The organism is Streptomyces sp. NPDC050422 (genome assembly GCF_044458665.1).
Lineage (GTDB): Bacteria > Actinomycetota > Actinomycetes > Streptomycetales > Streptomycetaceae > Streptomyces.
This window is the reverse complement of sequence record NZ_JBITIE010000004.1, coordinates 371458-390449: the sequence shown is the minus strand read 5'-3', so window position 1 is coordinate 390449 and position 18992 is coordinate 371458. Positions and strand designations below refer to the sequence as shown.

22 protein-coding genes and 1 pseudogene are annotated in these 18992 nt (G+C 71.0%); 10 read left to right on the top strand and 13 right to left on the bottom strand.

Features of this window, described 5'->3' with window-relative positions; translation table 11 throughout:
• Positions 1 to 154: 154 nt before the first annotated feature.
• Positions 155 to 793: a DUF1707 domain-containing protein gene (locus tag ACIBJG_RS08060; RefSeq protein ID WP_399305353.1), complete on the top strand. Its 639-nt coding sequence runs from the start codon at positions 155 to 157 to the stop codon at positions 791 to 793.
• A 32-nt stretch (positions 794 to 825) separates the two neighbouring features.
• On the opposite strand, the gene ACIBJG_RS08055 is transcribed toward ACIBJG_RS08060, so the two are convergent.
• The gene (locus tag ACIBJG_RS08055; protein WP_399305350.1) at positions 826 to 1935 is read right to left on the bottom strand and encodes an alkene reductase; all 1110 of its coding nucleotides are present in this window, start codon (positions 1933 to 1935) and stop codon (positions 826 to 828) included.
• 52 nt (positions 1936 to 1987) lie between these two features.
• Here ACIBJG_RS08055 and ACIBJG_RS08050 point away from each other — a divergent pair, with 52 nt between their 5' ends.
• Positions 1988 to 2386, top strand: a complete 399-nt coding sequence (locus ACIBJG_RS08050; protein ID WP_399305347.1) for a MerR family transcriptional regulator — start codon at positions 1988 to 1990, stop codon at positions 2384 to 2386.
• An 11-nt stretch (positions 2387 to 2397) separates the two neighbouring features.
• Here the strand turns inward: ACIBJG_RS08050 and ACIBJG_RS08045 are convergent, their stop codons facing one another.
• Positions 2398 to 2961 (bottom strand): helix-turn-helix domain-containing protein, encoded by a 564-nt coding sequence (locus ACIBJG_RS08045; RefSeq protein ID WP_399305344.1) that lies wholly within the window; start codon positions 2959 to 2961, stop codon positions 2398 to 2400.
• A gap of 94 nt (positions 2962 to 3055) precedes the next feature.
• Here ACIBJG_RS08045 and def point away from each other — a divergent pair, with 94 nt between their 5' ends.
• Positions 3056 to 3715: a peptide deformylase gene (gene def, locus ACIBJG_RS08040; RefSeq protein WP_399305342.1), complete on the top strand. Its 660-nt coding sequence runs from the start codon at positions 3056 to 3058 to the stop codon at positions 3713 to 3715.
• Between the two features lie 106 nt (positions 3716 to 3821).
• Here the strand turns inward: def and ACIBJG_RS08035 are convergent, their stop codons facing one another.
• The 3 genes and pseudogenes from ACIBJG_RS08035 to ACIBJG_RS08025 all read right to left on the bottom strand — a co-directional run bounded on the left by ACIBJG_RS08035 (position 3822) and on the right by ACIBJG_RS08025 (position 5040).
• Positions 3822 to 4148, bottom strand: coding sequence for an NIPSNAP family protein (locus ACIBJG_RS08035; RefSeq protein WP_399305339.1), 327 nt, complete (start codon positions 4146 to 4148; stop codon positions 3822 to 3824).
• A 185-nt stretch (positions 4149 to 4333) separates the two neighbouring features.
• Entirely contained in the window at positions 4334 to 4807 is a 474-nt protein-coding gene (locus tag ACIBJG_RS08030) for a carboxymuconolactone decarboxylase family protein (RefSeq protein ID WP_399305338.1), read from the bottom strand.
• A gap of 112 nt (positions 4808 to 4919) precedes the next feature.
• Positions 4920 to 5040 (bottom strand): annotated as a pseudogene (locus tag ACIBJG_RS08025).
• A gap of 174 nt (positions 5041 to 5214) precedes the next feature.
• On the opposite strand from ACIBJG_RS08025, the gene ACIBJG_RS08020 reads away from it, so the two are divergent.
• Complete coding sequence (locus ACIBJG_RS08020) at positions 5215 to 5403, top strand: DUF6381 family protein (protein ID WP_399305335.1); 189 nt, start codon at positions 5215 to 5217, stop codon at positions 5401 to 5403.
• A gap of 119 nt (positions 5404 to 5522) precedes the next feature.
• Here ACIBJG_RS08020 and ACIBJG_RS08015 read toward each other — a convergent pair whose 3' ends face one another.
• The 5 genes from ACIBJG_RS08015 to ACIBJG_RS07995 all read right to left on the bottom strand — a co-directional run bounded on the left by ACIBJG_RS08015 (position 5523) and on the right by ACIBJG_RS07995 (position 8870).
• Entirely contained in the window at positions 5523 to 5921 is a 399-nt protein-coding gene (locus ACIBJG_RS08015; RefSeq protein WP_399305333.1) for a DUF6221 family protein, read from the bottom strand.
• Positions 5922 to 6135: 214 nt separating this feature from the next.
• Positions 6136 to 6582 carry a nitroreductase family deazaflavin-dependent oxidoreductase gene (locus ACIBJG_RS08010; RefSeq protein WP_399305331.1) on the bottom strand — a complete coding sequence of 149 codons (447 nt, stop codon included), beginning with the start codon at positions 6580 to 6582 and terminating at the stop codon, positions 6136 to 6138.
• Positions 6583 to 6729: 147 nt separating this feature from the next.
• Positions 6730 to 7245, bottom strand: coding sequence for a DinB family protein (locus tag ACIBJG_RS08005; protein WP_399305329.1), 516 nt, complete (start codon positions 7243 to 7245; stop codon positions 6730 to 6732).
• A gap of 41 nt (positions 7246 to 7286) precedes the next feature.
• A complete protein-coding gene (locus ACIBJG_RS08000; RefSeq protein WP_399305327.1) occupies positions 7287 to 8069 on the bottom strand; it encodes a DUF4389 domain-containing protein in 783 nt (260 codons plus the stop codon).
• A 147-nt stretch (positions 8070 to 8216) separates the two neighbouring features.
• Positions 8217 to 8870 (bottom strand): VanZ family protein, encoded by a 654-nt coding sequence (locus ACIBJG_RS07995; protein ID WP_399305324.1) that lies wholly within the window; start codon positions 8868 to 8870, stop codon positions 8217 to 8219.
• A gap of 149 nt (positions 8871 to 9019) precedes the next feature.
• Between ACIBJG_RS07995 and ACIBJG_RS07990 the strand changes: the two genes are divergently transcribed.
• The 3 genes from ACIBJG_RS07990 (at position 9020) to ACIBJG_RS07980 (ending at position 12775) form a co-directional block, all read left to right on the top strand.
• Positions 9020 to 10549 carry an SDR family oxidoreductase gene (locus ACIBJG_RS07990; protein WP_399305321.1) on the top strand — a complete coding sequence of 510 codons (1530 nt, stop codon included), beginning with the start codon at positions 9020 to 9022 and terminating at the stop codon, positions 10547 to 10549.
• A 67-nt stretch (positions 10550 to 10616) separates the two neighbouring features.
• Positions 10617 to 11990: a cryptochrome/photolyase family protein gene (locus ACIBJG_RS07985; protein WP_399305318.1), complete on the top strand. Its 1374-nt coding sequence runs from the start codon at positions 10617 to 10619 to the stop codon at positions 11988 to 11990.
• A 95-nt stretch (positions 11991 to 12085) separates the two neighbouring features.
• Positions 12086 to 12775, top strand: a complete 690-nt coding sequence (locus ACIBJG_RS07980) for a YoaK family protein (RefSeq protein ID WP_399305315.1) — start codon at positions 12086 to 12088, stop codon at positions 12773 to 12775.
• Positions 12776 to 13128: 353 nt separating this feature from the next.
• Here the strand turns inward: ACIBJG_RS07980 and ACIBJG_RS07975 are convergent, their stop codons facing one another.
• Both ACIBJG_RS07975 and rpmG read right to left on the bottom strand, forming a co-directional pair.
• Positions 13129 to 13392, bottom strand: a complete 264-nt coding sequence (locus ACIBJG_RS07975) for a type B 50S ribosomal protein L31 (protein WP_399305313.1) — start codon at positions 13390 to 13392, stop codon at positions 13129 to 13131.
• 69 nt (positions 13393 to 13461) lie between these two features.
• Positions 13462 to 13626 (bottom strand): 50S ribosomal protein L33, encoded by a 165-nt coding sequence (gene rpmG / locus ACIBJG_RS07970; protein ID WP_399305310.1) that lies wholly within the window; start codon positions 13624 to 13626, stop codon positions 13462 to 13464.
• 220 nt (positions 13627 to 13846) lie between these two features.
• On the opposite strand from rpmG, the gene ACIBJG_RS07965 reads away from it, so the two are divergent.
• Together ACIBJG_RS07965 and ACIBJG_RS07960 are read left to right on the top strand one after the other, a co-directional pair.
• Positions 13847 to 14140: a hypothetical protein gene (locus ACIBJG_RS07965; RefSeq protein ID WP_362545819.1), complete on the top strand. Its 294-nt coding sequence runs from the start codon at positions 13847 to 13849 to the stop codon at positions 14138 to 14140.
• A gap of 322 nt (positions 14141 to 14462) precedes the next feature.
• The gene (locus tag ACIBJG_RS07960; RefSeq protein WP_399305307.1) at positions 14463 to 15923 is read left to right on the top strand and encodes a PP2C family protein-serine/threonine phosphatase; all 1461 of its coding nucleotides are present in this window, start codon (positions 14463 to 14465) and stop codon (positions 15921 to 15923) included.
• A 93-nt stretch (positions 15924 to 16016) separates the two neighbouring features.
• On the opposite strand, the gene ACIBJG_RS07955 is transcribed toward ACIBJG_RS07960, so the two are convergent.
• Positions 16017 to 17513 carry a hypothetical protein gene (locus ACIBJG_RS07955; RefSeq protein ID WP_399305303.1) on the bottom strand — a complete coding sequence of 499 codons (1497 nt, stop codon included), beginning with the start codon at positions 17511 to 17513 and terminating at the stop codon, positions 16017 to 16019.
• A 231-nt stretch (positions 17514 to 17744) separates the two neighbouring features.
• Here ACIBJG_RS07955 and ACIBJG_RS07950 point away from each other — a divergent pair, with 231 nt between their 5' ends.
• Positions 17745 to 18884 carry an aminoglycoside phosphotransferase family protein gene (locus ACIBJG_RS07950; RefSeq protein WP_399305300.1) on the top strand — a complete coding sequence of 380 codons (1140 nt, stop codon included), beginning with the start codon at positions 17745 to 17747 and terminating at the stop codon, positions 18882 to 18884.
• Positions 18885 to 18992: the final 108 nt, after the last annotated feature.

Below are 18992 nucleotides of genomic sequence, written 5' to 3'. Positions count from 1 at the left end.
CACGTACCGGATACCGCTCGTTCCCGACTACCGCTCACCGCCGGGCACCCGGACACCCACGCACCCACGCACCCGCGCACCCGCGCACCCGCGCACCCGCGCACCCGCGATCAAGGACGTTGCGACACCCCGCACCCTCGGCCAAACTACGGGTATGACGGGTGAACCAGAGTCGGCTGACGATCCTTCAGGGCGTGTCACGAGGCCCGAACTGCGCGCATCAGACCGGGAGCGGGACCAGGTCGTGGAGATCCTGCAGGTGGCCGCGGGGGACGGCCGCATCACGCCCATCGAGCTGGACGAGCGCCTGGACGCCGCGCTGTCCGCCCGCACCCTGGGCGAGTTGGCCGGTCTGACCGCCGACCTGCCCTCGGAGGGAATGCCTCCGCAGGCCAAGGATCTGGTCAGGATCGACCAGCGCTTCGGCGGTGTCAGCCGTACGGGCCGCTGGCTCGTCCCGCGCCGGATGGAGATCCGGCTGATGTTCTGCGAAGCGAAGCTCGACTTCACCGACGCGGTGATCACCCACAGCACCCTTCACCTCGATGTCGACCTGCGGGTCGGGGGAAATCTGATCCTGGTGACCAGACCGGGAGTCGCCGTCGACACGGACGGTCTGGTGCGCAGCAGCGGCGAGATCAGGATCCGGCCCGAATCCGGCCCGGGCGCTCCCCCCACCCTGCACGTGCAGCTGACCGGACAGTCCCGCGGCGGTGACATCACCGCCCGGCCACCGCGGCGCACGTTCTCGGAGCTGATGCGCCGCCGCCCGCCGGGGAACAGAACCCGCTGAAGCGCGCCTTGCGCGTGCGAGCCGACGCGAAGTCACGGCAGTGCGGGATAGTCGTTGTACCCCTCCTCTCCGTACACGTGCATCAGGAACTCCGGACGGATCTCGTTGAGCGGTGCGCCCGTGCGCAGCCTCTCCACGAGGTCGGGGTTGGCGAGGAAGCCGCGGCCCAGCGCGATCAGGTCGGCGCCCTCGGCCAGAAGGCGCTCTCCGCGCCTCATCCCGGCGTCAGCCGCCACCTCCTCGCGTGACAGCGCCGGGTTGGCGATGAGTGTGCCCGGCCAGGCCTTGCGGATCTCCGGGAAGAGGGGCTGGTCCGGATCGGCCCGGACCAGATGCAGATAGGCCGGAGAGACGCGCGCGAGGGCGGGAAGGAGCGCGGCGTAGATGTCGTAGGTGTCACCCTCCTCGACGCTGTTGACGTCCGCTCCGGGCGAGATGCGTACGCCGACCCGTTCCGGACCGACGGCCTCGGCGACGGCCCGCACCACCTCGACAGTGAACCGGACCCGGTTCCGCGCCGGGCCGCCCCACCGGTCGGTCCGGCGGTTGGTGTTCCTGGCCAGGAACTGGTGCAGCAGATGGCCGTTGGCGGAATGCACCTCCACGCCGGCGAAACCTGCTTCGACGGCGTTGCGGGCGGCCGCGGCGAAATCGGCGATGGTGGACCTGATGTCCTGCGAGGACATCTCGCGGGGCGCGACGGCGTCCTGGAGTCCACTCGGTGTCTGCAGCGTCTCCGGGAAGCGCACGACGGACGGTGCGAGGGGGATGTGACCACTGGTGTCGGGGTGACCGACCCTGCCACCGTGCTGCAACTGGAGGAACATCCGGCTCCGGTCCGACGTCTCACGCACCGCTTCGGTGACCCGGCGCCACCCGGAAACCTGCGCGGGGGTGTGGATACCCGGGATGTGAGGGTAGGTCTGACCGACGGCGTTCGGGGTCGTGGCCTCGGCAATGATCAGGCCGGCCCCGGCGCGTTGTGCGTAGTGGGTGGCCATCAGCTCGCCCGGGACACCGCCGGCCCCGGCACGGTTACGTGTCAGCGGCGCCATGACCAGACGGTTCGCGAGTACGAGGCCACCCAGGCGGGCGGAGTCGAAGAGACGGGATGCGGCGGGTACCTGCTGTGTGTGCGTCATGCCGGTAACGTAGAACCTGACATTGATGTGAGATTCAAGTCGTGGGGTGGGTATGCGGATCGGTGAACTGGCGGCTCGCACCGGTGTCGGCGAGCGTTCGCTGCGCTACTACGAGGAACAGGGGCTGCTGGCAGCCGATCGGACACCGGGCGGGCACCGCGACTACCCCGCGAGGGCCGTCGACCGGGTCATCCGCATTCAGGAGCTCTATGCGGCCGGCCTCCACAGCTCGAAGATCGCACGGATTCTGCCCTGTATGCGGGACGAGGACGGCGGGCCGTCCCTGCGCGCAACTCCGGAACTGGTCGCCGAACTCACCACCGAGCGGGACCGGATCGACCTCATGATCAACGACCTGCTCCGCTCCCGCGAGGTACTGGACGAGGTCATCGACACGGCGGCAGGCCGCACCCCTGCGGAACCTGCCCGGAACGGCATCGAGCCCGGCTGAGCCGTCCGTACTCAGCGGCCGAGGAGGGGGAACAGCCGGGTGACCGCGGCAACGGCCACCGTGCCGGCGGGACGGGCGGCCGGCCCCTCCTCCCGGTCGCGGTAGCCGGCCAGCAGACGGCGGATCGACACGCCGATTTCGGCCATCTCCGCCGGGGTGAGGTGGACCACGGCGCTGAACGACTCGTCGTGCTGCCACTCGCTCGGCGCCTGCTCCCGGTGAGCCAGCCAGTGCTGGTAGCTCTCGTCCTCCAGCCCTCGCGCGAGCGCGGCGAACTCCTCCGGCGCTTCCGCGTCAGGCCCCTCGGCGGGCGTCCAGCGAAGCTGCCACGGCCGCGCCCGGCCGCCGTCGCGCGGTGCTTCCTCGATGAGGCCGTGCCGGGCGAGCTGGCGCAGGTGGAACGAGCACAGACCGGAGCTGCGGCCCAGCCGGGCGGCGGCCTGCGTCGACGTGACCGTGCCGACCTCGGCGAGCAGGTCCAGCAGAGCCACGCGCACCGGGTGATCGGGAAGGCGCGGGCGGGCGCGATGCAGCAGGGGGTCCACACAGGGGACTTGGTGGTTCTCGTCGCTCATTTTGCAAAGAGTGCTACTTTGCAAAGCATTCGGTCAAGCTGCGCCGCGGCCCGGCTCGGCCGTCCGAGGCATGTGCGGAAGGCGTTGATGCTCCATGACGGGTCGGTTCGACAACACGGCACAGGACCGCCGGGTGCGCGTGCTGGGAGAGCCCGTGGATGCGTATCCGCGGCTCGCTCCGGAGGCCGGACGGGGTTCGGTGCGCCGCATCACCGTCGTCGGGGAGGAGATCCTGCGGCGCCGGTGCCTGGAGGTCACCCGGTTCGGCGCGCCGGAACTGTCGCAGCTCATCGACGACATGTTCGCCACGAACCAGGTGGCGGAAGGCGCGGGGCTGGCGGCCAACCAGATCGACGTCGATCTGCAGCTGTTCGTGTGGGACATCACGGACGAGTGGGGAGTACGCCACGTCGGACACATCGCCAACCCGGTCCTGGTGGAGGTTCCGGCCGGCGAGCGCCGTCTGGTCGAGGAGTCCGAAGGCTGTCTGTCCGTTCCGGGCCCCTACCGGATGGTGCCTCGCCTCGACCGTGCCGTCGTACGGGGCCGTGACTGGAACGGTGAACCGCTGGTGATCGAGGGGCGGGGGTACTTCGCACGATGCCTTCAGCACGAGACCGACCATCTTCAGGGTCACCTGTATCTGGACCGGCTCGCCCAGCGGGAGCGAAAGGCGGCCCTGCGCGAGATGGCGGAGTCCAAGGACGAGATGTTCGCCCGGCGGGCCGCCCTCGCCGAGAAGCTCGGCAAGTAGCACCGTTCCTCGCAGCGCCGGCCGGTCTCACCTCTGCCGCACGCGTTCCGGAGGCCGGTGCTGCCCGCCGGGCAGTCCCACACCGTTCTTGGCGCTCACTTCCCCTTCACTCGGGGGACGCTGTCGTCCCGGGATCGAGGGGGCGCAGGAAACGGCGTTCGTACCGTCGGATGCATCCCGTGCGGCGCGCCAGCTCGAATGCGGCCTGGCACTCGGGGTCTGTGGCGCTGTCCGACCGGTAGCGCTCGTACTCCGCGAAGCCGGGAAACGAGAAGAGCGCGTAGGCGATGTCGCTGTCGCCCTCGCTGGGCAGGAAGTAGCCGTGGTGGGTGCCGCCGAACCGCTTGACGAGGACGACCCATCGCCGGCCGTACTCCTCGAAGTCCTCGATGCGGTCGGGGTCGATCTCGTACTTCAGATGAATGGTGATCACTCACCACATGATGCCGCAGCCGACGCACTTCCCTGGCGGGTCCGACGCCGGGACCACGTCGCGACCGTACAACTGCCGCGGGGGCGCGGGTCCTTCCCTCCGGAATCCCTTCCCGGACGGGCCGGAGTGCACGCCGTCTGCCCCTCGGGGACGTGCACTCCCGGAGCGCGTCCTCGCCGTCCCTGCTATCCGAACTGGCCGGGCTGGTAGTCGCCGGCGGGCTGCTGGACGATGACGTTCACACGGTTGTAGGCGTTGATGAGGGCGATGAGCATCACCAGTGCGGCCAACTGGTCCTCGTCGTAGTACTTGGCCGCGTTCGCCCAGGCGTCGTCCGTGACGCCTCCGGCCGCGTCCGCGATGCGGGTGCCCTGCTCCGCCAGCTCCAGCGCTGCGCGCTCGGCGTCGGTGAACACCTTCGCCTCCCGCCAGGCCGCAACCAGATTGAGCCGGATCGCGGTCTCCCCGGCGTGCGTGGCGTCCTTGGTGTGCATGTCGGTGCAGAAGCCACAGCCGTTGATCTGACTCGCACGGAGCTTCACCAGCTCCTGCGTGGCGGCCGGCAGGGTCGAGCCCACGACCACCTTGTCCGCCGAGTTGATGTACCGGAAGAACTTGGCCCCGGCCGCGTTGCCGAAGAGGTTCAAGCGAGCATCCATGGTGCGCTCCTGTGCCGTCGTCGATGAATACAACCTTCTGACGGAGCAGATCGGCACGAGATGACGAAAACTGAAGTGACGACGCGACTGCGGCACCGCGCCGGGGCGGTTGCGAGGCCGACGGGATTCGAACCCGCGGACACAGGGGCGGGCAGGCCCGCCCGCGCCCCGTCAGTCGTCGCGAGGGGGGCCTCCCCCACGACGATCGCAATGGGCCGCTCTGCCACGGCCTCGCAACCTACGGGACCGCGCGGTCCCGACGCGCAGAGCATAGGCAGCCGCTGGGCGGGGACACGACCGGTTTACGCGCCGCGTCCCGTAGCGGCGCGTGACCGTTCGAGATGCAGGTGTGGGGACGCGCTGATTCGCTGGTGAGGTCGGCTCTCCCCCGAGACCCAGGAGTGATCATGAGTGTTGCGGATGAAACCGGCGGCCGCGCCGAGCGTATTCGCGCCAAGGCGGAGGAAATGAAGGAGGCTGCCGAGCGTTCCTCCGATCCGCAGGAGCGGCGGCGCCTCCAGGACAAGGCGCGACGGCTTCAGGAACGGAGCGATCAGGTGTCCACCAAGGGCGAAGGCGGCACGAACCCGCTCTGACCACCCGCGTGCCCGCCTGACGGCAGCCCCCGGCGGTGGTGCGAGGGCCGTTGGCCGGGGCCGAGTGCGTGTCGCATGCGTGCCGCGGGAGGCGAACCGTCTCCCCCGGCACCGTGGGCCTACTGCGTGAAGCGGGGCAGCCACTTCACCTGGTAGGCGGGGTGCCCCGCGTGTTCCGCGGCCATCTGCCGGACCACGAACCCCAGGCCGAAGGCCCGGCCCGAGGGGAAGTCCCGTTGGGGGCGGTCTACGTCCAGGGCGGCGACCTCCGCGTACTCGTCGAGGAGCACCCTGCTGGTCTCGATGCGCTGGAGGGTCCGCGCGGGATCCTGCAGGGCGATGTGGTGGTCGTAGCCGTGCGTCCTCAGAGTGAACGCGATGGCACCGGTCCGGTCGTGGATCTCGCCGGGTACCTCGGCCGGGCACCGCCATCCCTCGCCGCCGGCGGCGTGCGCGACCCCTTCTTCCTCGTCGAGGCGCGCCCGGACGAACGCGACCAGCTCGGAGTTGTCTGTCATCTGGTTGTGCATCCTTCCGCTCGGCCACAGGCCTCAGGAGCCGTGCTGGAGAGTATCCCGTCGCGTCGTCCGCACCCGTGCGCGGCCACCGGCCCGTGACCGTGGTGTCCCCATCCGCCCGGGGCGCACCGTTCGGCTCCGCGCAGCGGGACGGACCGGCCACGCCCGCGTCGCGTGGCGCACCCGGCCCGTCCGCGGGTGCCCGAGCCGCTGCTCAGTGGCCGGCGTCCACGGGCTCCAGTACGAGGACGGGGATCTGCCGGTCGGTCTTCTCCTGGTAGTCGGCGTAGTCGGGGTACGCCGCGACGGCGCGCTGCCACCAGAGCGCCTTCTCCTCCCCGGTCACCTCGCGGGCGGTCATGTCCCGGCGCACCGGGCCGTCCTGCAGTTCGGCGCGCGGGTCGGCGGTGAGGTTGTGGTACCAGACCGGGTGCTTCGGAGCCCCGCCCAGTGAGGCGACCACCGCGTACGAGCCGTTGTGCTCGACCCGCATCAGGGGCGTCTTGCGGATCTTCCCGCTCCTGGCGCCCACCGTCGTCAGGATGATGACAGGCATGCCCCGCATGGTCCCGCCCTCCGTCCCGCCCGAACTCTCGTACTGCTCGACCTGGTCACGAACCTGAGCATTGGGGCTCGACTCGTACTCACCCTGAAGCGGCATGGCAGCTGTCCCGTCCTCGATATCCGGCCGCGGCGTTTCGTCGGCCGCGTACGCTCATCATCGCTTCAACACCACCGGCTGCCGAAGGACCCGGTTCCCCGACGTGTCGGTCCCCCGCGGACGTTCCGTCACCGTCCGCGACCCGCCTCAGTCCCCGGTGACCCCGTCCAGCCGCTCGCGGACCAGGTCGGCGTGGCCGATGTGGCGTGCGTACTCGCCGATCATGTGGACGTGTACCAGGCGCAGTGAGAAGACCTCGCCGTTGTGGACGAACGTGTCGTCGAACGATGCCTCCGCGACGATCTCGTCCGCCAGGCGGCACTCCTCGATCAGCCGGGCATGGTCCTCGGCGGCCCGGGACGGATCGAGGTCCTCGAAGTCCGCGTCCTTGCCCTTCTGCGGGTCGTACATCGGCGCGAGGTCCTGACCGGCGAACCTCTGCCGGAACCAGGTGCGTTCGACCTTGGCCATGTGGCGGAGGAGTCCGAGCAGCGAGAGGTTCGACGGCGGTGTGGTCCGCTCGGCGAGCTGCTCGCCGGTCAGGCCGGCGCACTTGTGGAGGAGGGTGGCGCGGAACCATCCCAGGTAGCCGGTGAGCATCTCCCGCTCTGCCGCGACGAGCGAACCATCAATGCGGGTGGCTTCAGGTGCTGTCCATGTCATCGGACGATCATGCCGGTCGGCCGGTGTTCCGCACGAGTCCTTTACGCCCGCATCCCGTAGTCGGTGTCGTCGGACGACGAGCGGGTCACGGACGTCGTGATGCTGCCGACGAGCCCCAGCACGAGGAAGAGGACCAGCAGCGCCTTGCCCGCGGTGCTCATGACCAGAGGCCTGGTCGCGGAACGCCCCTGCCGTTCCGGTACGGAGAGGGCGTCCTCGCCGAAGAAGCCCTTGGGGTAGGCGGGGCTGAGCATCGTCACGTAGGCGGACACGCGCATCTCGTAGCGGAGGGTGGCCGCCGTGGCTTCGAAGAGCGGGCGGGGCATGCGTCCGAGGATCAGGGTGATGAGCCACCACACGATCGCCAGGGCCCACCACCCGGACGTGGCGAGGCTCTGCACGATGGCGGCGGGGATCACCAGGATCAGCCGGAAGAAGACGGCCAGCCGGTTGAGCCGGGTCGGGCGGACGTCGATCCGGACCGGGTATGCCGACGGCTGGGTCAGCGTGAACGGCGGGTAGCTGTCGACGAGGAGCATGCCGCTCGCGGCGACCCTCGTGCGGTAGGCGAGGGTCGCCGCGAGGAAACGGAAGACGGGTTCGGGAAGCCGTCCCAGGACCAGGGCGGCGAACCAGCCGAACACGACGGTGAAGAACGCCGCGATCTCCAGGAAGAACAGCACGACGAAGTGCGGGATCAGCAGCAGAACACGGACCAGGACGGTGAGCCGCCGCTGCCGGGCCGGCTCGATGAGGTCGAGCACCGGCAGGAACTCCTCCGCGTCTCCTGCCCTGCGGCCCGGACTCCACTGCGCGTCGGCCATGTCGCTCCCCTTCGGCGGGTGATCCGTACGCCTGCGGGACTGTGCGGCGTCACCTCACGCTGGGACCGGCCCGGCCGCCGTGCAATCGGCCACGGGCCGATCGGGTGCCCGGCCGGGGGCAGGGGGTGCTCTGCCCGTAGCCGGTTGTCAGCCCTTGCGGGCGCGCTTGCGCGTGAGGCCCGCCCTCACCCCTTGCCGCACCCGCGTCCAGGCCGCGGCCGGCCCTGCGGCGCGCCGCCCGGTCCGCGGCCGGGCGGGCTTCGGCCGCCGGGGCCGAACCTGCCTGGTCCCGCGCTGTGTTCCGGATGCGAGCACGTGGTAGCGGTGGCTCAGGCGCCGGCCCAGCAACAGATAGCCGAGCAGCGCACCCGCCGTGTTGAGGATGACGTCGTCGACATCGAAGGCGCGTCCCGGAACCAGCGCCCCCTGCACCAGTTCGACCACGACGATGACCAGGACGGTCAGCAGGACCATGCGGATCATCCGCAGCCGCCGCGGCACGAGGACGGGCAGCAGAACGCCGAACGGCATCCCCAGCACCAGATTGCCGCCGGCCTGCTTGCAGGCGGCGAGGAACGTGTAGTCCTCGGCGTACTGCCGCAGCGAGCGCCCCGGCCGGAGGTTCGAGTGCACGAAATCCTGCGAGGCGGGCGACGGTGTGAGCGTCACCTTCGCCAGCACGACGGAGAATCCGACCATGGCCAGGAAGGCCGTCACCAGGATGGCGGCCTGGAGCAGAACGCGACCCCATGCCCGGTGACGTACTTCGTCGTGCGCGTCTCTTCCCGCCTCTGCGTCCATGGGCGACAGGTGCCCCCGACCGTCCGCACCACACCTGGCGCCGCCGCACCGGCGTGATGCGGGGCGGGCGGACGCGGGCCAGACTGGGCCGCAGCGACCGGGGTGAACGGCCCGGCGGGCACGGCAGGACGAACCGAGGCGGAGGTCTCATGACGAGCGACCGCGGGAGCCGGCCTCCGCGCTGTCTGGTCACCGGCGCCACCGGCTACATCGGGGGGCGACTGGTCCCGGAACTGCTGGCGGCGGGGTACCGGGTGCGCTGCCTGGCCCGCAGCCCGGAGAAGCTGCGGGACTACCCGTGGGCCGGTGAGGTGGAGACCGTCCGCGGCGACGTCACCGACGCCCGGTCGCTCGCTCCCGCGATGCGGGACATCGACGTGGCCTACTACCTGGTGCACGCCCTGACGGCCGGTGAGGGCTTCGAGGAGACGGACCGCGCGGCCGCCACCGTCTTCGGCGAGCAGGCGCGCGCCGCACGGGTCGGCCGGATCGTCTATCTCGGCGGTCTCACCCCGTCCGACGTACCCGAACAGGAGCTGTCACCGCATCTGCGATCGCGGGCCGAGGTCGGCAGGATCCTGCTGGCTTCCGGCGTCCCGACCACCGCGCTGCGGGCCGCCGTCGTCATCGGGTCCGGGTCGGCCTCCTTCGAAATGCTGCGCTATCTGACGGAACGGCTGCCCGTCATGGTGACGCCGAGCTGGGTGTCCACACGGATCCAGCCGATCGCGGTCCGGGACGTGCTGCGCTATCTCGTGGGCAGTGCCCGGATGGAGCCGGAGGTGAACCGTACCTTCGACATCGGCGGGCCCGACATCGTCACCTACCGGGACATGATGCAGCGGTACGCGGAGGTCGCGGACCTTCCGCACCGGCTGATCCTGCCCGTTCCGATGCTGACCCCCGGGCTGTCCAGCCACTGGATCGGGCTGGTCACACCCGTGCCGCGGTCGATCGCCCGCCCGCTCGCCGAGTCGCTGCGGTACGAGGTCGTGTGCCGGGAACACGAGATCGCCCAGTACGTTCCCGACGGCCCCGGGCAGCCGTTCGACCTCGACAAGGCACTGCGGCTGGCGCTGCAGAGGGTCCGGGAGGCCCGGGTCACCACCCGGTGGTCGTCCGCGTCGGTGCCCGGGGTGCCCAGCGACCCGCTGCCCACCGACCCCGACTGGGCCGGCGGCAGCCTGTACACGGATGAGCGCCGGCGTGACGTCGACGCCTCTCCGGAGGCTCTGTGGCGGGTCGTCGAGGGGATCGGCGGCGATCACGGCTGGTACTCGTTCCCGCTCGCCTGGGCGGTGCGCGGGTGGCTCGACCGGCTGGTGGGAGGGGTGGGGCTGCGACGCGGGCGGCGGGACACCGACCGGCTGCGGGTGGGCGACTCACTGGACTTCTGGCGGGTCGAGGAGATCGAGCCGGGACGCCTGCTGCGGCTGCGGGCCGAGATGCGGCTGCCGGGCCCGGCCTGGCTGGAGATGTACGTGGAGCCCGACGGCCGGGGCGGTTCGCGCTACCGTCAGCGGGCCCTGTTCCATCCGCGCGGGCTGCTCGGCCACGCGTACTGGTGGAGTGTGTGGCCCTTCCACTCCCTCGTCTTCGGCGGGATGGCCCGCAACATCGCCCGTACGGCGGCGGGCCCGGCGTCACCCGAACCGGCGAGCGCGGCGGTGTCACCCTGACTGTTGCGCCGACGGGCGGTCCGGGGACGGCAGCATGACTCGTTCCCGGCCACCCAGGAGTTGCGCCATGACCGTAGCGGTCGTCCTGTTCACCGCCGACCTCCGGCTGCATGACCACCCGCCCCTGAGGGCGGCACTTGCCTCCTCGGACGAGATCGTGCCCCTGTTCGTCCGTGACAGCGCGATCGAGGAGGCCGGGTTCGGCGCGCCGAACCGTCTGGCGTTCCTCGCCGACTGTCTGCGGGATCTCGACGCCGGGCTGCGTGAACGGGGTGGGCGGCTGGTGATCCGCTCGGGCGACGTCGTCGAGGAGGTGGGCCGGATCGTCTCGGAGACCGGGGCCCCGGACGTCCATCTCGCGGCCGGCGCCAGTGCCTACGCGCGTCGTCGTGAGGAGCGGCTGCGCGAGGCGCTCGCCTCCGGCGGGCAGCGGCTGCACGTCCACGACGGCGTGGTCACCGCGGTCGCACCCGGTGCTGTGACGCCGGCGGCTTCGGACCACTTCGCCGTGTTCACCCCGTACTTCAGGCGCTGGTCGGCGGAACGGGTACGGGAGGCCTTCGCCGCGCCCCGCACCGTGCGGGTCCCGGACGGAACGGGGTCCGAGGCCGTGCCCGCCCGCGGCGCGGTGTCCGGGGTGTCGGAGGGCCTGGCCGAGGGAGGCGAGCGCCAGGCCCGCAAACGGCTCACCGCGTGGCAGCGGCACGGGCTCGCGGCGTACGAGGAAGGGCACGACGACCTGTCCGGCGACGCGACGTCCCGGCTCTCGCCGCATCTGCACTTCGGCACCCTGTCCCCCGTCGAGCTCGTCCACCGGGCCCGCGCCACCGGCGGGGCCGGGGCGGCGGCCTTCGTCCGGCAGCTGTGCTGGCGCGAGTTCCATCACCAGGTCCTGGCGGCCCGGCCCGCCTCGTCCCGGGAGGACTACCGCACCCGGCAGGACCACTGGCGGTCCGAGACGGACGCGGCAGAGGACGTCGAGGCGTGGCGGCAGGGGCGCACCGGCTATCCGGTGGTAGACGCGGCGATGCGCCAACTGCGCCACGAGGGCTGGATGCACAACCGCGGCCGGCTCCTCGCCGCGGGCTTCCTGACCAAGACGCTGTACGTGGACTGGCGCATCGGCGCACGGCACTTCCTGGACCTGCTGGTCGACGGCGATGTCGCCAACAACCAGCTGAACTGGCAGTGGATGGCCGGGACCGGTACGGACAGCCGCCCCAACCGGGTGCTCAACCCCGTGGCCCAGGGCAAGAGGTACGACCCGGACGGCAGCTACGTGCGTCGCTGGGTGCCGGAGCTGGCCGCCGTCTCCGGGCCCGCCGTGCACGAACCGTGGAAGCTCCGCCTGCCGGAGCGCGACCGCCCCGACTACCCGGAGCCGATCGTGGAGCTGGCCGACGGGCTGGCACGCTTCAGGCAGGCGCGAGGCCTGGACTGAGCGCCGCGCGGCGCGGGGGCCCGTGCTGTGTCCGCCGCCGCGCCGCGCCCGGGACAACGCCGCCCGGCCGGCCGGGCGGCGGCGAAGATGCTGACGTGCCGACTCCCACCGCATCCACCGAACCGGCCGGCCGCGACCACGCGGACGGCCCCCGCCCCCACACGGCGCTGTTGCTGCTGTCTGCGGCTTCAGGGGCCGCGGACGCCTTCGTCTTCATCTGCATCGGCCAGGTCTTCGCCGGTGTGATGACGGGCAATCTGGTGCTGCTGGGCGCCGCGGCCGCGGGGGCCGGCGAGGAGGGAGTCGCCCTGCGCGTGGTCACCGCACTGGTCTCGTACGGATGCGGGGTGGCCTGGGGCGCGGTGGCGGGAGAGCGGATGTGGTGGCGGCTGCCCGTCATGCTGCTGATCGAGGTGGTGCTGCTCACCGCGGGCGCGGTGCTGTGGGCGTGCGGCCTGATCACGTCGGACGTCGGCCGGCTGGGACTGCTGGTGGTCATGGGGCTCGCGATGGGCATCCAGGGCCGCGTCCGGGCCACGCCCACGAACTACTTCACCGGCACGCTGACATCCCTCGTCGGACGGCTGGCCCAGGGGTCCTGGCGTCGCGGTGACGGCTGGGTGACCGGCCGGCTGCTCGCCGTCGTGGCGGGCGCGGCACTGGCCGCGCTGACGGTGCGCCTGTGGCCCGCGTCGGGTGCTGTGGCCGCTGCCGGACTGGCAGCCGCCGCGCTCCTCGTAGAAGCTGCGGGACGGCGGGCCGCCCCGGCACCGGACCGGACGTAGGGCCTTTCGTTTGGATCAGGCCGGATCAGGGAGCGGGGTCCGGTGCCGTGCATCGCAAGGCGGAGGAGGGAGTCATGGCGGAGCCATGGCGACCGACGACAACGCCGCGAGGTGCGGTGCCGGACCCCGCGAGCCCGGCATGATCCAAACGGAAGGCCCTAGCCTGCTCTTCAGGTTCCGGACAAGGGGAAGCCCCGGCCGGATCGGGGGAATCCAGCCGGGGCGGCTCGGGTGTGGGCGCTCAGCGCGTCATCCACATATAGGTGAACGATAAATCACCCGGTCGTGTTCCCGGGAATCCGTACCCCGGACTGTGATCCAGGGCACGGACGGCCGGGCCGGAGGGTGCCGCATCACGCACCGGCGGCGGGCGCCTCGGTGCCGTAACGACGGTTGAACTGTTCGATCCGGCCGGCCGTGTCCAGCACCTGCCTGGCCCCCGTGTAGAAGGGGTGGCTCGCCGACGAGGTCTCCACGTCGATGACGGGATAGCTCCGGCCGTCCTCCCACGTCACCCGCTGATCGGAATCCGCGGTGGAACGGGTGAGGAAGGCAGCCCCCGCGGCACGGTCGCGGAAGACCACCGGACGGGAGACGGGGTGGATTCGGGACTGCATGGGCATTCCTTCCCTGGTACGAGAACGGACGGACGGCACGAGCCGCCCGGCGAGCGGTCGGGACGACGGTCAGCGTTCCTCGCGGAACAGAACGTGCAGACCGGCTGCGGGATCGTACTTGCGCAGGACCAGGCGGTCGGGGTTGTTGCGACGGCTCTTGCGCGTCACATAGCTCTGACCGGTTCCGGCGGTCGAGCGGAGGGTGACGACGGGACGGGCCTCACTGCGGGCCATGGGCACCTCCGGACTCCTGTACCGATCCCGAACCCTTGATGGGAACGGGATTCGTTTTCGTTCTGCCCATGTAACACGGGTCATCCGTGGAGCATTCCCGGCCCGCCTCCGCCCTCCCCACCAGGCCTTTGAGCACTCTCCGGTGCCCGTCACGTGCGGCCGCCGCGCTCGTTGATCGCTGTGTCCGGCACTGCAGCCGACTTCCCGAGGAACGTGAGCCATGCGCCTGAAGAACACCCTGACCACCCTCGCGACCACCGCGATGATCGCCGCCTGTTCGATGACCGCGGCCGGTCCGGCGGCCGCCGCCGGCGACACCGCGCCCGCCTGTGTGGCGCGCGACGTCATCAAGCAGAACAAGACCGCCTGGACGACCAACAACTGCGGCCGGAACATGCACATCCAGCTGGTGATCAACAACGGCCCCGACCGGAGTTGCTGGACCACCTCCCCCGGCGAGACCCTCGAATGGAAGTGGAAGATGGGCTCGTACGGGCGCATCGCCCTCTGCTGACACCACGGAAAGCCATCACCACGGAGCCCCCGCCCCCGGCGGGGGCTCCGGCCCGCATATGCCCCGGCACAACCCGTGCGCACCGCGCCGGAGCGGCGCGCACGGGCGCACATGAGGCATCGAGCGCCGGATGACTTGCATCAACGCCCGCAAACAGCAAGGGTGTTCGACGAATCAGGGTTGCGATCAGCCGCTGGCATATGCCGGGTGCAAGAACGCATCGAGTGTTGCCAAACCACTTACGGGCTCGTGTCGGCTGTGCGACAGTCGTATCCGGTCCACCCTCAGACCTGGTTGTACCGCGCCTGTATCGGAGTACGACATGCCGCCCCACCCGTCCGCGGACCACCCCGCCCCCCAGCCGCCCGAGCGCGATGCCGTCGACGCGTTGATCAACCGGACGCACCGGCTGCGTGGCGACGTGGACGCGGTGCGGCGCGACACCGTCCTCATCGACGAGGACGACCCCCGGCTGCGCTGGCAGCATGCACTGTGCGACCTGGCGGTTCATCAGCTCGACGACCTCGGCGCACACCTGGGCCAGCTCAGGCTGGGGCTGCCCTCGGAGTCCGCCGAGCAGTTCGCAGCCGATGCGGCACAGCGCGCCGGCCAGGACGCGCCTGCCGGTGAGCAGCCGGGTTCACTGATCGGCCGGGTGGGCAGCGCCGAATGGAATCTGCTGACCGACGAGGTGAGCTGGTCCGACGAACTGCTCCAGATCTTCGGCCGCACCCCCGAGGCGGGGCCGCTGTCACTGGACGACCTCCCCTCCGTACTTCTGGCCGAGGACCAGCCCCTGCTCACGGCGCTGGTCACGGACTGCCTGGTCGACGGCAAGCCGATAGACGGCGAGTTCCGCATCCTGCGCAAGGACGGACAGATGCGGACCGTGCACATGATGGGCGAACCCGTCCTCGACACGGACGGCTGCACGGCTTCCATGTGGGCGGTCCTGCGCGACGTCAGCGCGCTGCGCCGCAGCCAGCAGGTGGTGCACCGGACCCATGACTCGCTGCAGCGCCAGCAGCACATCGCCAAGGCCGAACGCCGGATGGCCGTGGAACTGCAGGAGGCCGTACTCCCCCCGTGGCGGGGCTCGCTGAGCCTGCCGGCACAGGGGCCCGGGTCGCTGGACATCGCGGCCCACTACCTGCCGTCGGAATCGAGCGCCCTGATCGGGGGCGGCTGGTACGACGCGATGGAGTTGCCCGACGGCCGTACGCTGCTCACGGTCGGCGATCTGACCGGTCACGGCATCCAGGCGACCTCCGCCATGGCGATGATCCTCGGCGCGCTCCGCGGCATGGCGGTGGCCGGGATCGAGCCCGGGGCACTGATGGGGCACCTCAACCAGTTACTGGAGACATCGATCCAGCCCGCCCTGGGCAGCGCGGTGTGCTGCCGCTTCGATCCCGTCACCCGCAGGCTGGACTGGGCGCAGGCCGGCCACCCGGCACCGCTGCTCTTCCGCAACGGAGCCGGGCGCCCGATCCCTCCGCCGGACGGGGTGCTCCTCGGAGCGGCGTCCGGGGTCGCGTACGAGCAGGACGAAGTGCACCTGCTGCCCGGCGACGTGCTGGTACTGCACACCGACGGGCTGGCCCGGAGCACCGGAAGTACGCACAACGGTCTCCGCCCGGGCACGGAAACGCTGCTCGGACTCGCGCCGCGCTTCGCCGAGGCCCGCACGGCGCAGGAATGCGTACGGACCGTCGCCGAGGAGTTCGGTGGCGCCGAACGGCTGGACGACGCGTGCGTGATGATCGCCCGTATCGGGGCTTAGCCGAACGGGTGATGAGCGACGGCGCCTTCTCCACGTGGCGTCTACTCCACCCGGCCTCTTGTGGGCGGCGCCCTTCTTCGCGGCGCCCGTGGATCAGATCTCGGAACTCCTGGGCCTCTTGATGACGGTGCTCTGCGGCAACGAGAGCTGGATCTCCTCGCGCAGGTCCTCGATCTTCGCGTAACCCGCGAACTGCCCCGTCAGCCGGTACATTTCGCGCAGCCGGTCCCAGGTGCGGTGCGAGGAGGTCTCCCCCATCGTCACCAGGGCGAGCCGGGCGTAACGGTCGGCCTGCTCGGGGTCGTCGGCGATGAAGCAGGCCGACGCGAGCGAGATGTAGTCGAAGATCTTGGACCGCTGGCGTCCGTTGACCCGCAGTTCCAGTGCCTGCTTCGCATGGCGCTGGGCGATGACGGCCGCCGAGGGGTCGTGCTCGGCCAACGTGCGGAACGCCAGGGCCTGCATGCCGTGCAGATCGGCCTCGTCGAACATCTGCATCCAACTGGGCGGTGGCACATCGCCCTTGTCGGAGATGAAGAGCTCCTCGGCCCGGCCGAGGGTGCGCCGCATGGCCTGCCCCCGGCCCATGGAGGCCTGCGCCCAGGCCTCGATGGTGTGCAGCATCGCCTGGGTGCGCGGCAGGACCATGTCGCCCGAACCGGACTTGGCGAGCTTCATCAGGTCGAGCGCGTCGTCGGGACGGCCCAGGTGGACCATCTGACGGGCCGCCCTGGAGAGCGCCTCGCCCGCCCGCGGCCGGTCACCTCCCTCGCGCGCCGCGTGTGCGGCGATGACGAAGTACTTCTGGGCCGTGGGTTCGAGGCCGATGTCGTGGGACATCCAGCCCGCGAGTACGGCGAGGTTGGCGGCAACGCCCCAGAGGCGGCGCTGCAGGTGGTCGGGGTGGCGGTAGGCGAGCATGCCGCCCACCTCGTTGAGCTGACCCACCACGGCCTTGCGCTGGAGGCCGCCGCCACGGGAGGCGTCCCAGGCACGGAACACCTCCACGGAGCGTTCCAGCGCATCGATCTCCTCCGAGCCGATGGGCGCGGCCTCGTACCGGTCGTAGCCGGCCGGGTCCGCGTGCACGGGGTCGTCGATGCGTGGGGCGTCGGCCGCCAGTACGGGGTCGGTGTGCAGCCAGTCGTGCATGGGGCCGGCGATCGTGGAGCCGGCGGCGAGCGCGGCACCCGCGCTCACCAAGCCGCGTCGGTTGAGCATGAGGTCCATTCCCGTGAATTCGGTGAGGACCGCTGCCGTCCGTTCGGGCGCCCACGGGAGTTGGTCGGGATTGTGTTCCGTCCCGGTCTCTCGCCGTTTCCCCACACGCCCGCGCCGGCCGAACCCGAGGTCCTCGATGGTCACGACACGGCCGAGCCGCTCGGTGAACAGGGCTGCCAGCACTTCGGGAACGGGATCGCGCGGGGACTCCCCCATGTCGATCCAGCGCCTCACGCGCGAGGTGTCGGTGGCCAGTTGCGGGTGGCCCATGGCCGCCGCCTGCCTGTTCACCATTCTCGCGAGTTCGCCCTTGGACCAGCCGGCAAGGCCGAACAGGTCGGAAAGGCGGGTGTTGGGTTCTCCGGTCACGTCAAGCCCCCAGGTTCTCGGCTGTGTTGACAGTAACCCCCTGTCAGATGCCCTGCGACTATTCGCCAGCCTTCGCCAGGGGTCGCCACGTGGTCTGCCAGGGGCTCCCCGGTGTCAGGTAGGTATGCGCCACCCCGCCCGGCAGCCCTAGGTACTCCCCAGGGTGCCGAACGGCCGCCGGCCGGGGCGGCGCACGCAACTTGTCGGCGCACGAAGGGATCTGTCTCGCCCATGTACACAGCATCGTCCTCCGTGTCCGCCCCGCCCCGGCCGCTGCGACCCCTGGGAGTGGGTGGCGGGCCGTATCTCGACCCCCGCGCCGCCGTCCCCGCGCCCGGCATCGGCCGGACCCGGCGTGTGGCAGGGCCGGGTGCCCCCTCGCTCAGCGGAAGACTGGACCTGTCCGGTCCGCAGGGCGCCCAGCTGAGGATGGCGATCGCCTCGGTGCACCGGATCTGCCCGGAGTTCAATCCGGTACAGGTGCTGCGGCGCAGCGGCCGCTCGGTACTCCTCGTCGGTTCCACCGGCCGCACGACCGCGGTCGCCAAGTGCTTACTTGACCACTCCCCCGCGTGGTCGGAGCGGTTCCGCCACGAAATAGCGGCATACCGGGCGTTCGTCCGGCACCGCCCGCCGGTTCGCGTGCCCCGGCTCATCGCAGCGGACCCGGAGAACTGCACCCTGGTCATCGAGCGGATGCCCGGCCGGGTGGCGGCGCTGACCCGGCACCCGTCGGAGGCCCCGCCTCGGGCGGACCTGCGGGCCGTGCTCGGTGCGGTCAGCCGGGTCAACGCCTGGCGTCCGCCGGCCGGCCTGTTCGACGCCCCGCTGGACTACGCGGCACGCATCGCGCGCTATCACGAGCTCGGTCTCTTCACCGACCGTGATCTGGGCGACCTGCAGAAGCTGCTGCACGGACTCGCCCACGCCGGCGGCCGTCAGGGCATGGGGCAGTTCTGCCACGGTGACGCGCTGCTCTCCAACATCCTGCTGTCGCCCACCGGCCCGGTTCTGGTGGACTGGGAGCACGCCGGCTGGTACCTGCCGGGCTACGACCTGGCGACGCTCTGGGCGGTCCTGGGCGACGCACCGGTGGCGCGGCGCCAGATCAGCCAGCTGGCCCAGGTCGCGGGTCCGGCGGCGCGGGACGCGTTCCTGGTCAATCTGATGCTCGTGCTCACACGGGAGATCCGTACGTACGAGACGGCCCTGCAGCGAGCCATGCGGGACACCAACGCACCGGCCAGGACGGGGCAGGACCGTCCGGGTGCGCTGTCGTCGGGTGAGGAGCAGCGGCTGCTGCTGCGTCGCCTGCACGACGACTGCGCCATGGCGCGGAGTGCCGTTCGCGCTGCGGTCGGCACCCGCTGACCTGACCGACGGGGGATGCGCGCTGCGGGTCCGGTGCCGACACATCGGGCCCGCAGCGCGCTGTTGTGCCATCCCTCGGGCGTTGTGCCACCCCTCTGGCCGGGGTCC

Coding starts and splice junctions, on each gene's coding strand:
- ACIBJG_RS08060 (WP_399305353.1), top strand. CDS start 155: ATGACGGGTGAACCAGAGTCGGCTGACGATCCTTCAGGGCGTGTCACG.
- ACIBJG_RS08055 (WP_399305350.1), bottom strand. CDS start 1,935: ATGACGCACACACAGCAGGTACCCGCCGCATCCCGTCTCTTCGACTCC.
- ACIBJG_RS08050 (WP_399305347.1), top strand. CDS start 1,988: ATGCGGATCGGTGAACTGGCGGCTCGCACCGGTGTCGGCGAGCGTTCG.
- ACIBJG_RS08045 (WP_399305344.1), bottom strand. CDS start 2,961: ATGAGCGACGAGAACCACCAAGTCCCCTGTGTGGACCCCCTGCTGCAT.
- def (WP_399305342.1), top strand. CDS start 3,056: ATGACGGGTCGGTTCGACAACACGGCACAGGACCGCCGGGTGCGCGTG.
- ACIBJG_RS08030 (WP_399305338.1), bottom strand. CDS start 4,807: ATGGATGCTCGCTTGAACCTCTTCGGCAACGCGGCCGGGGCCAAGTTC.
- ACIBJG_RS08020 (WP_399305335.1), top strand. CDS start 5,215: ATGAGTGTTGCGGATGAAACCGGCGGCCGCGCCGAGCGTATTCGCGCC.
- ACIBJG_RS08015 (WP_399305333.1), bottom strand. CDS start 5,921: ATGACAGACAACTCCGAGCTGGTCGCGTTCGTCCGGGCGCGCCTCGAC.
- ACIBJG_RS08010 (WP_399305331.1), bottom strand. CDS start 6,582: ATGCCGCTTCAGGGTGAGTACGAGTCGAGCCCCAATGCTCAGGTTCGT.
- ACIBJG_RS08005 (WP_399305329.1), bottom strand. CDS start 7,245: ATGACATGGACAGCACCTGAAGCCACCCGCATTGATGGTTCGCTCGTC.
- ACIBJG_RS08000 (WP_399305327.1), bottom strand. CDS start 8,069: ATGGCCGACGCGCAGTGGAGTCCGGGCCGCAGGGCAGGAGACGCGGAG.
- ACIBJG_RS07995 (WP_399305324.1), bottom strand. CDS start 8,870: ATGGACGCAGAGGCGGGAAGAGACGCGCACGACGAAGTACGTCACCGG.
- ACIBJG_RS07990 (WP_399305321.1), top strand. CDS start 9,020: ATGACGAGCGACCGCGGGAGCCGGCCTCCGCGCTGTCTGGTCACCGGC.
- ACIBJG_RS07985 (WP_399305318.1), top strand. CDS start 10,617: ATGACCGTAGCGGTCGTCCTGTTCACCGCCGACCTCCGGCTGCATGAC.
- ACIBJG_RS07975 (WP_399305313.1), bottom strand. CDS start 13,392: ATGCAGTCCCGAATCCACCCCGTCTCCCGTCCGGTGGTCTTCCGCGAC.
- rpmG (WP_399305310.1), bottom strand. CDS start 13,626: ATGGCCCGCAGTGAGGCCCGTCCCGTCGTCACCCTCCGCTCGACCGCC.
- ACIBJG_RS07965 (WP_362545819.1), top strand. CDS start 13,847: ATGCGCCTGAAGAACACCCTGACCACCCTCGCGACCACCGCGATGATC.
- ACIBJG_RS07960 (WP_399305307.1), top strand. CDS start 14,463: ATGCCGCCCCACCCGTCCGCGGACCACCCCGCCCCCCAGCCGCCCGAG.
- ACIBJG_RS07950 (WP_399305300.1), top strand. CDS start 17,745: ATGTACACAGCATCGTCCTCCGTGTCCGCCCCGCCCCGGCCGCTGCGA.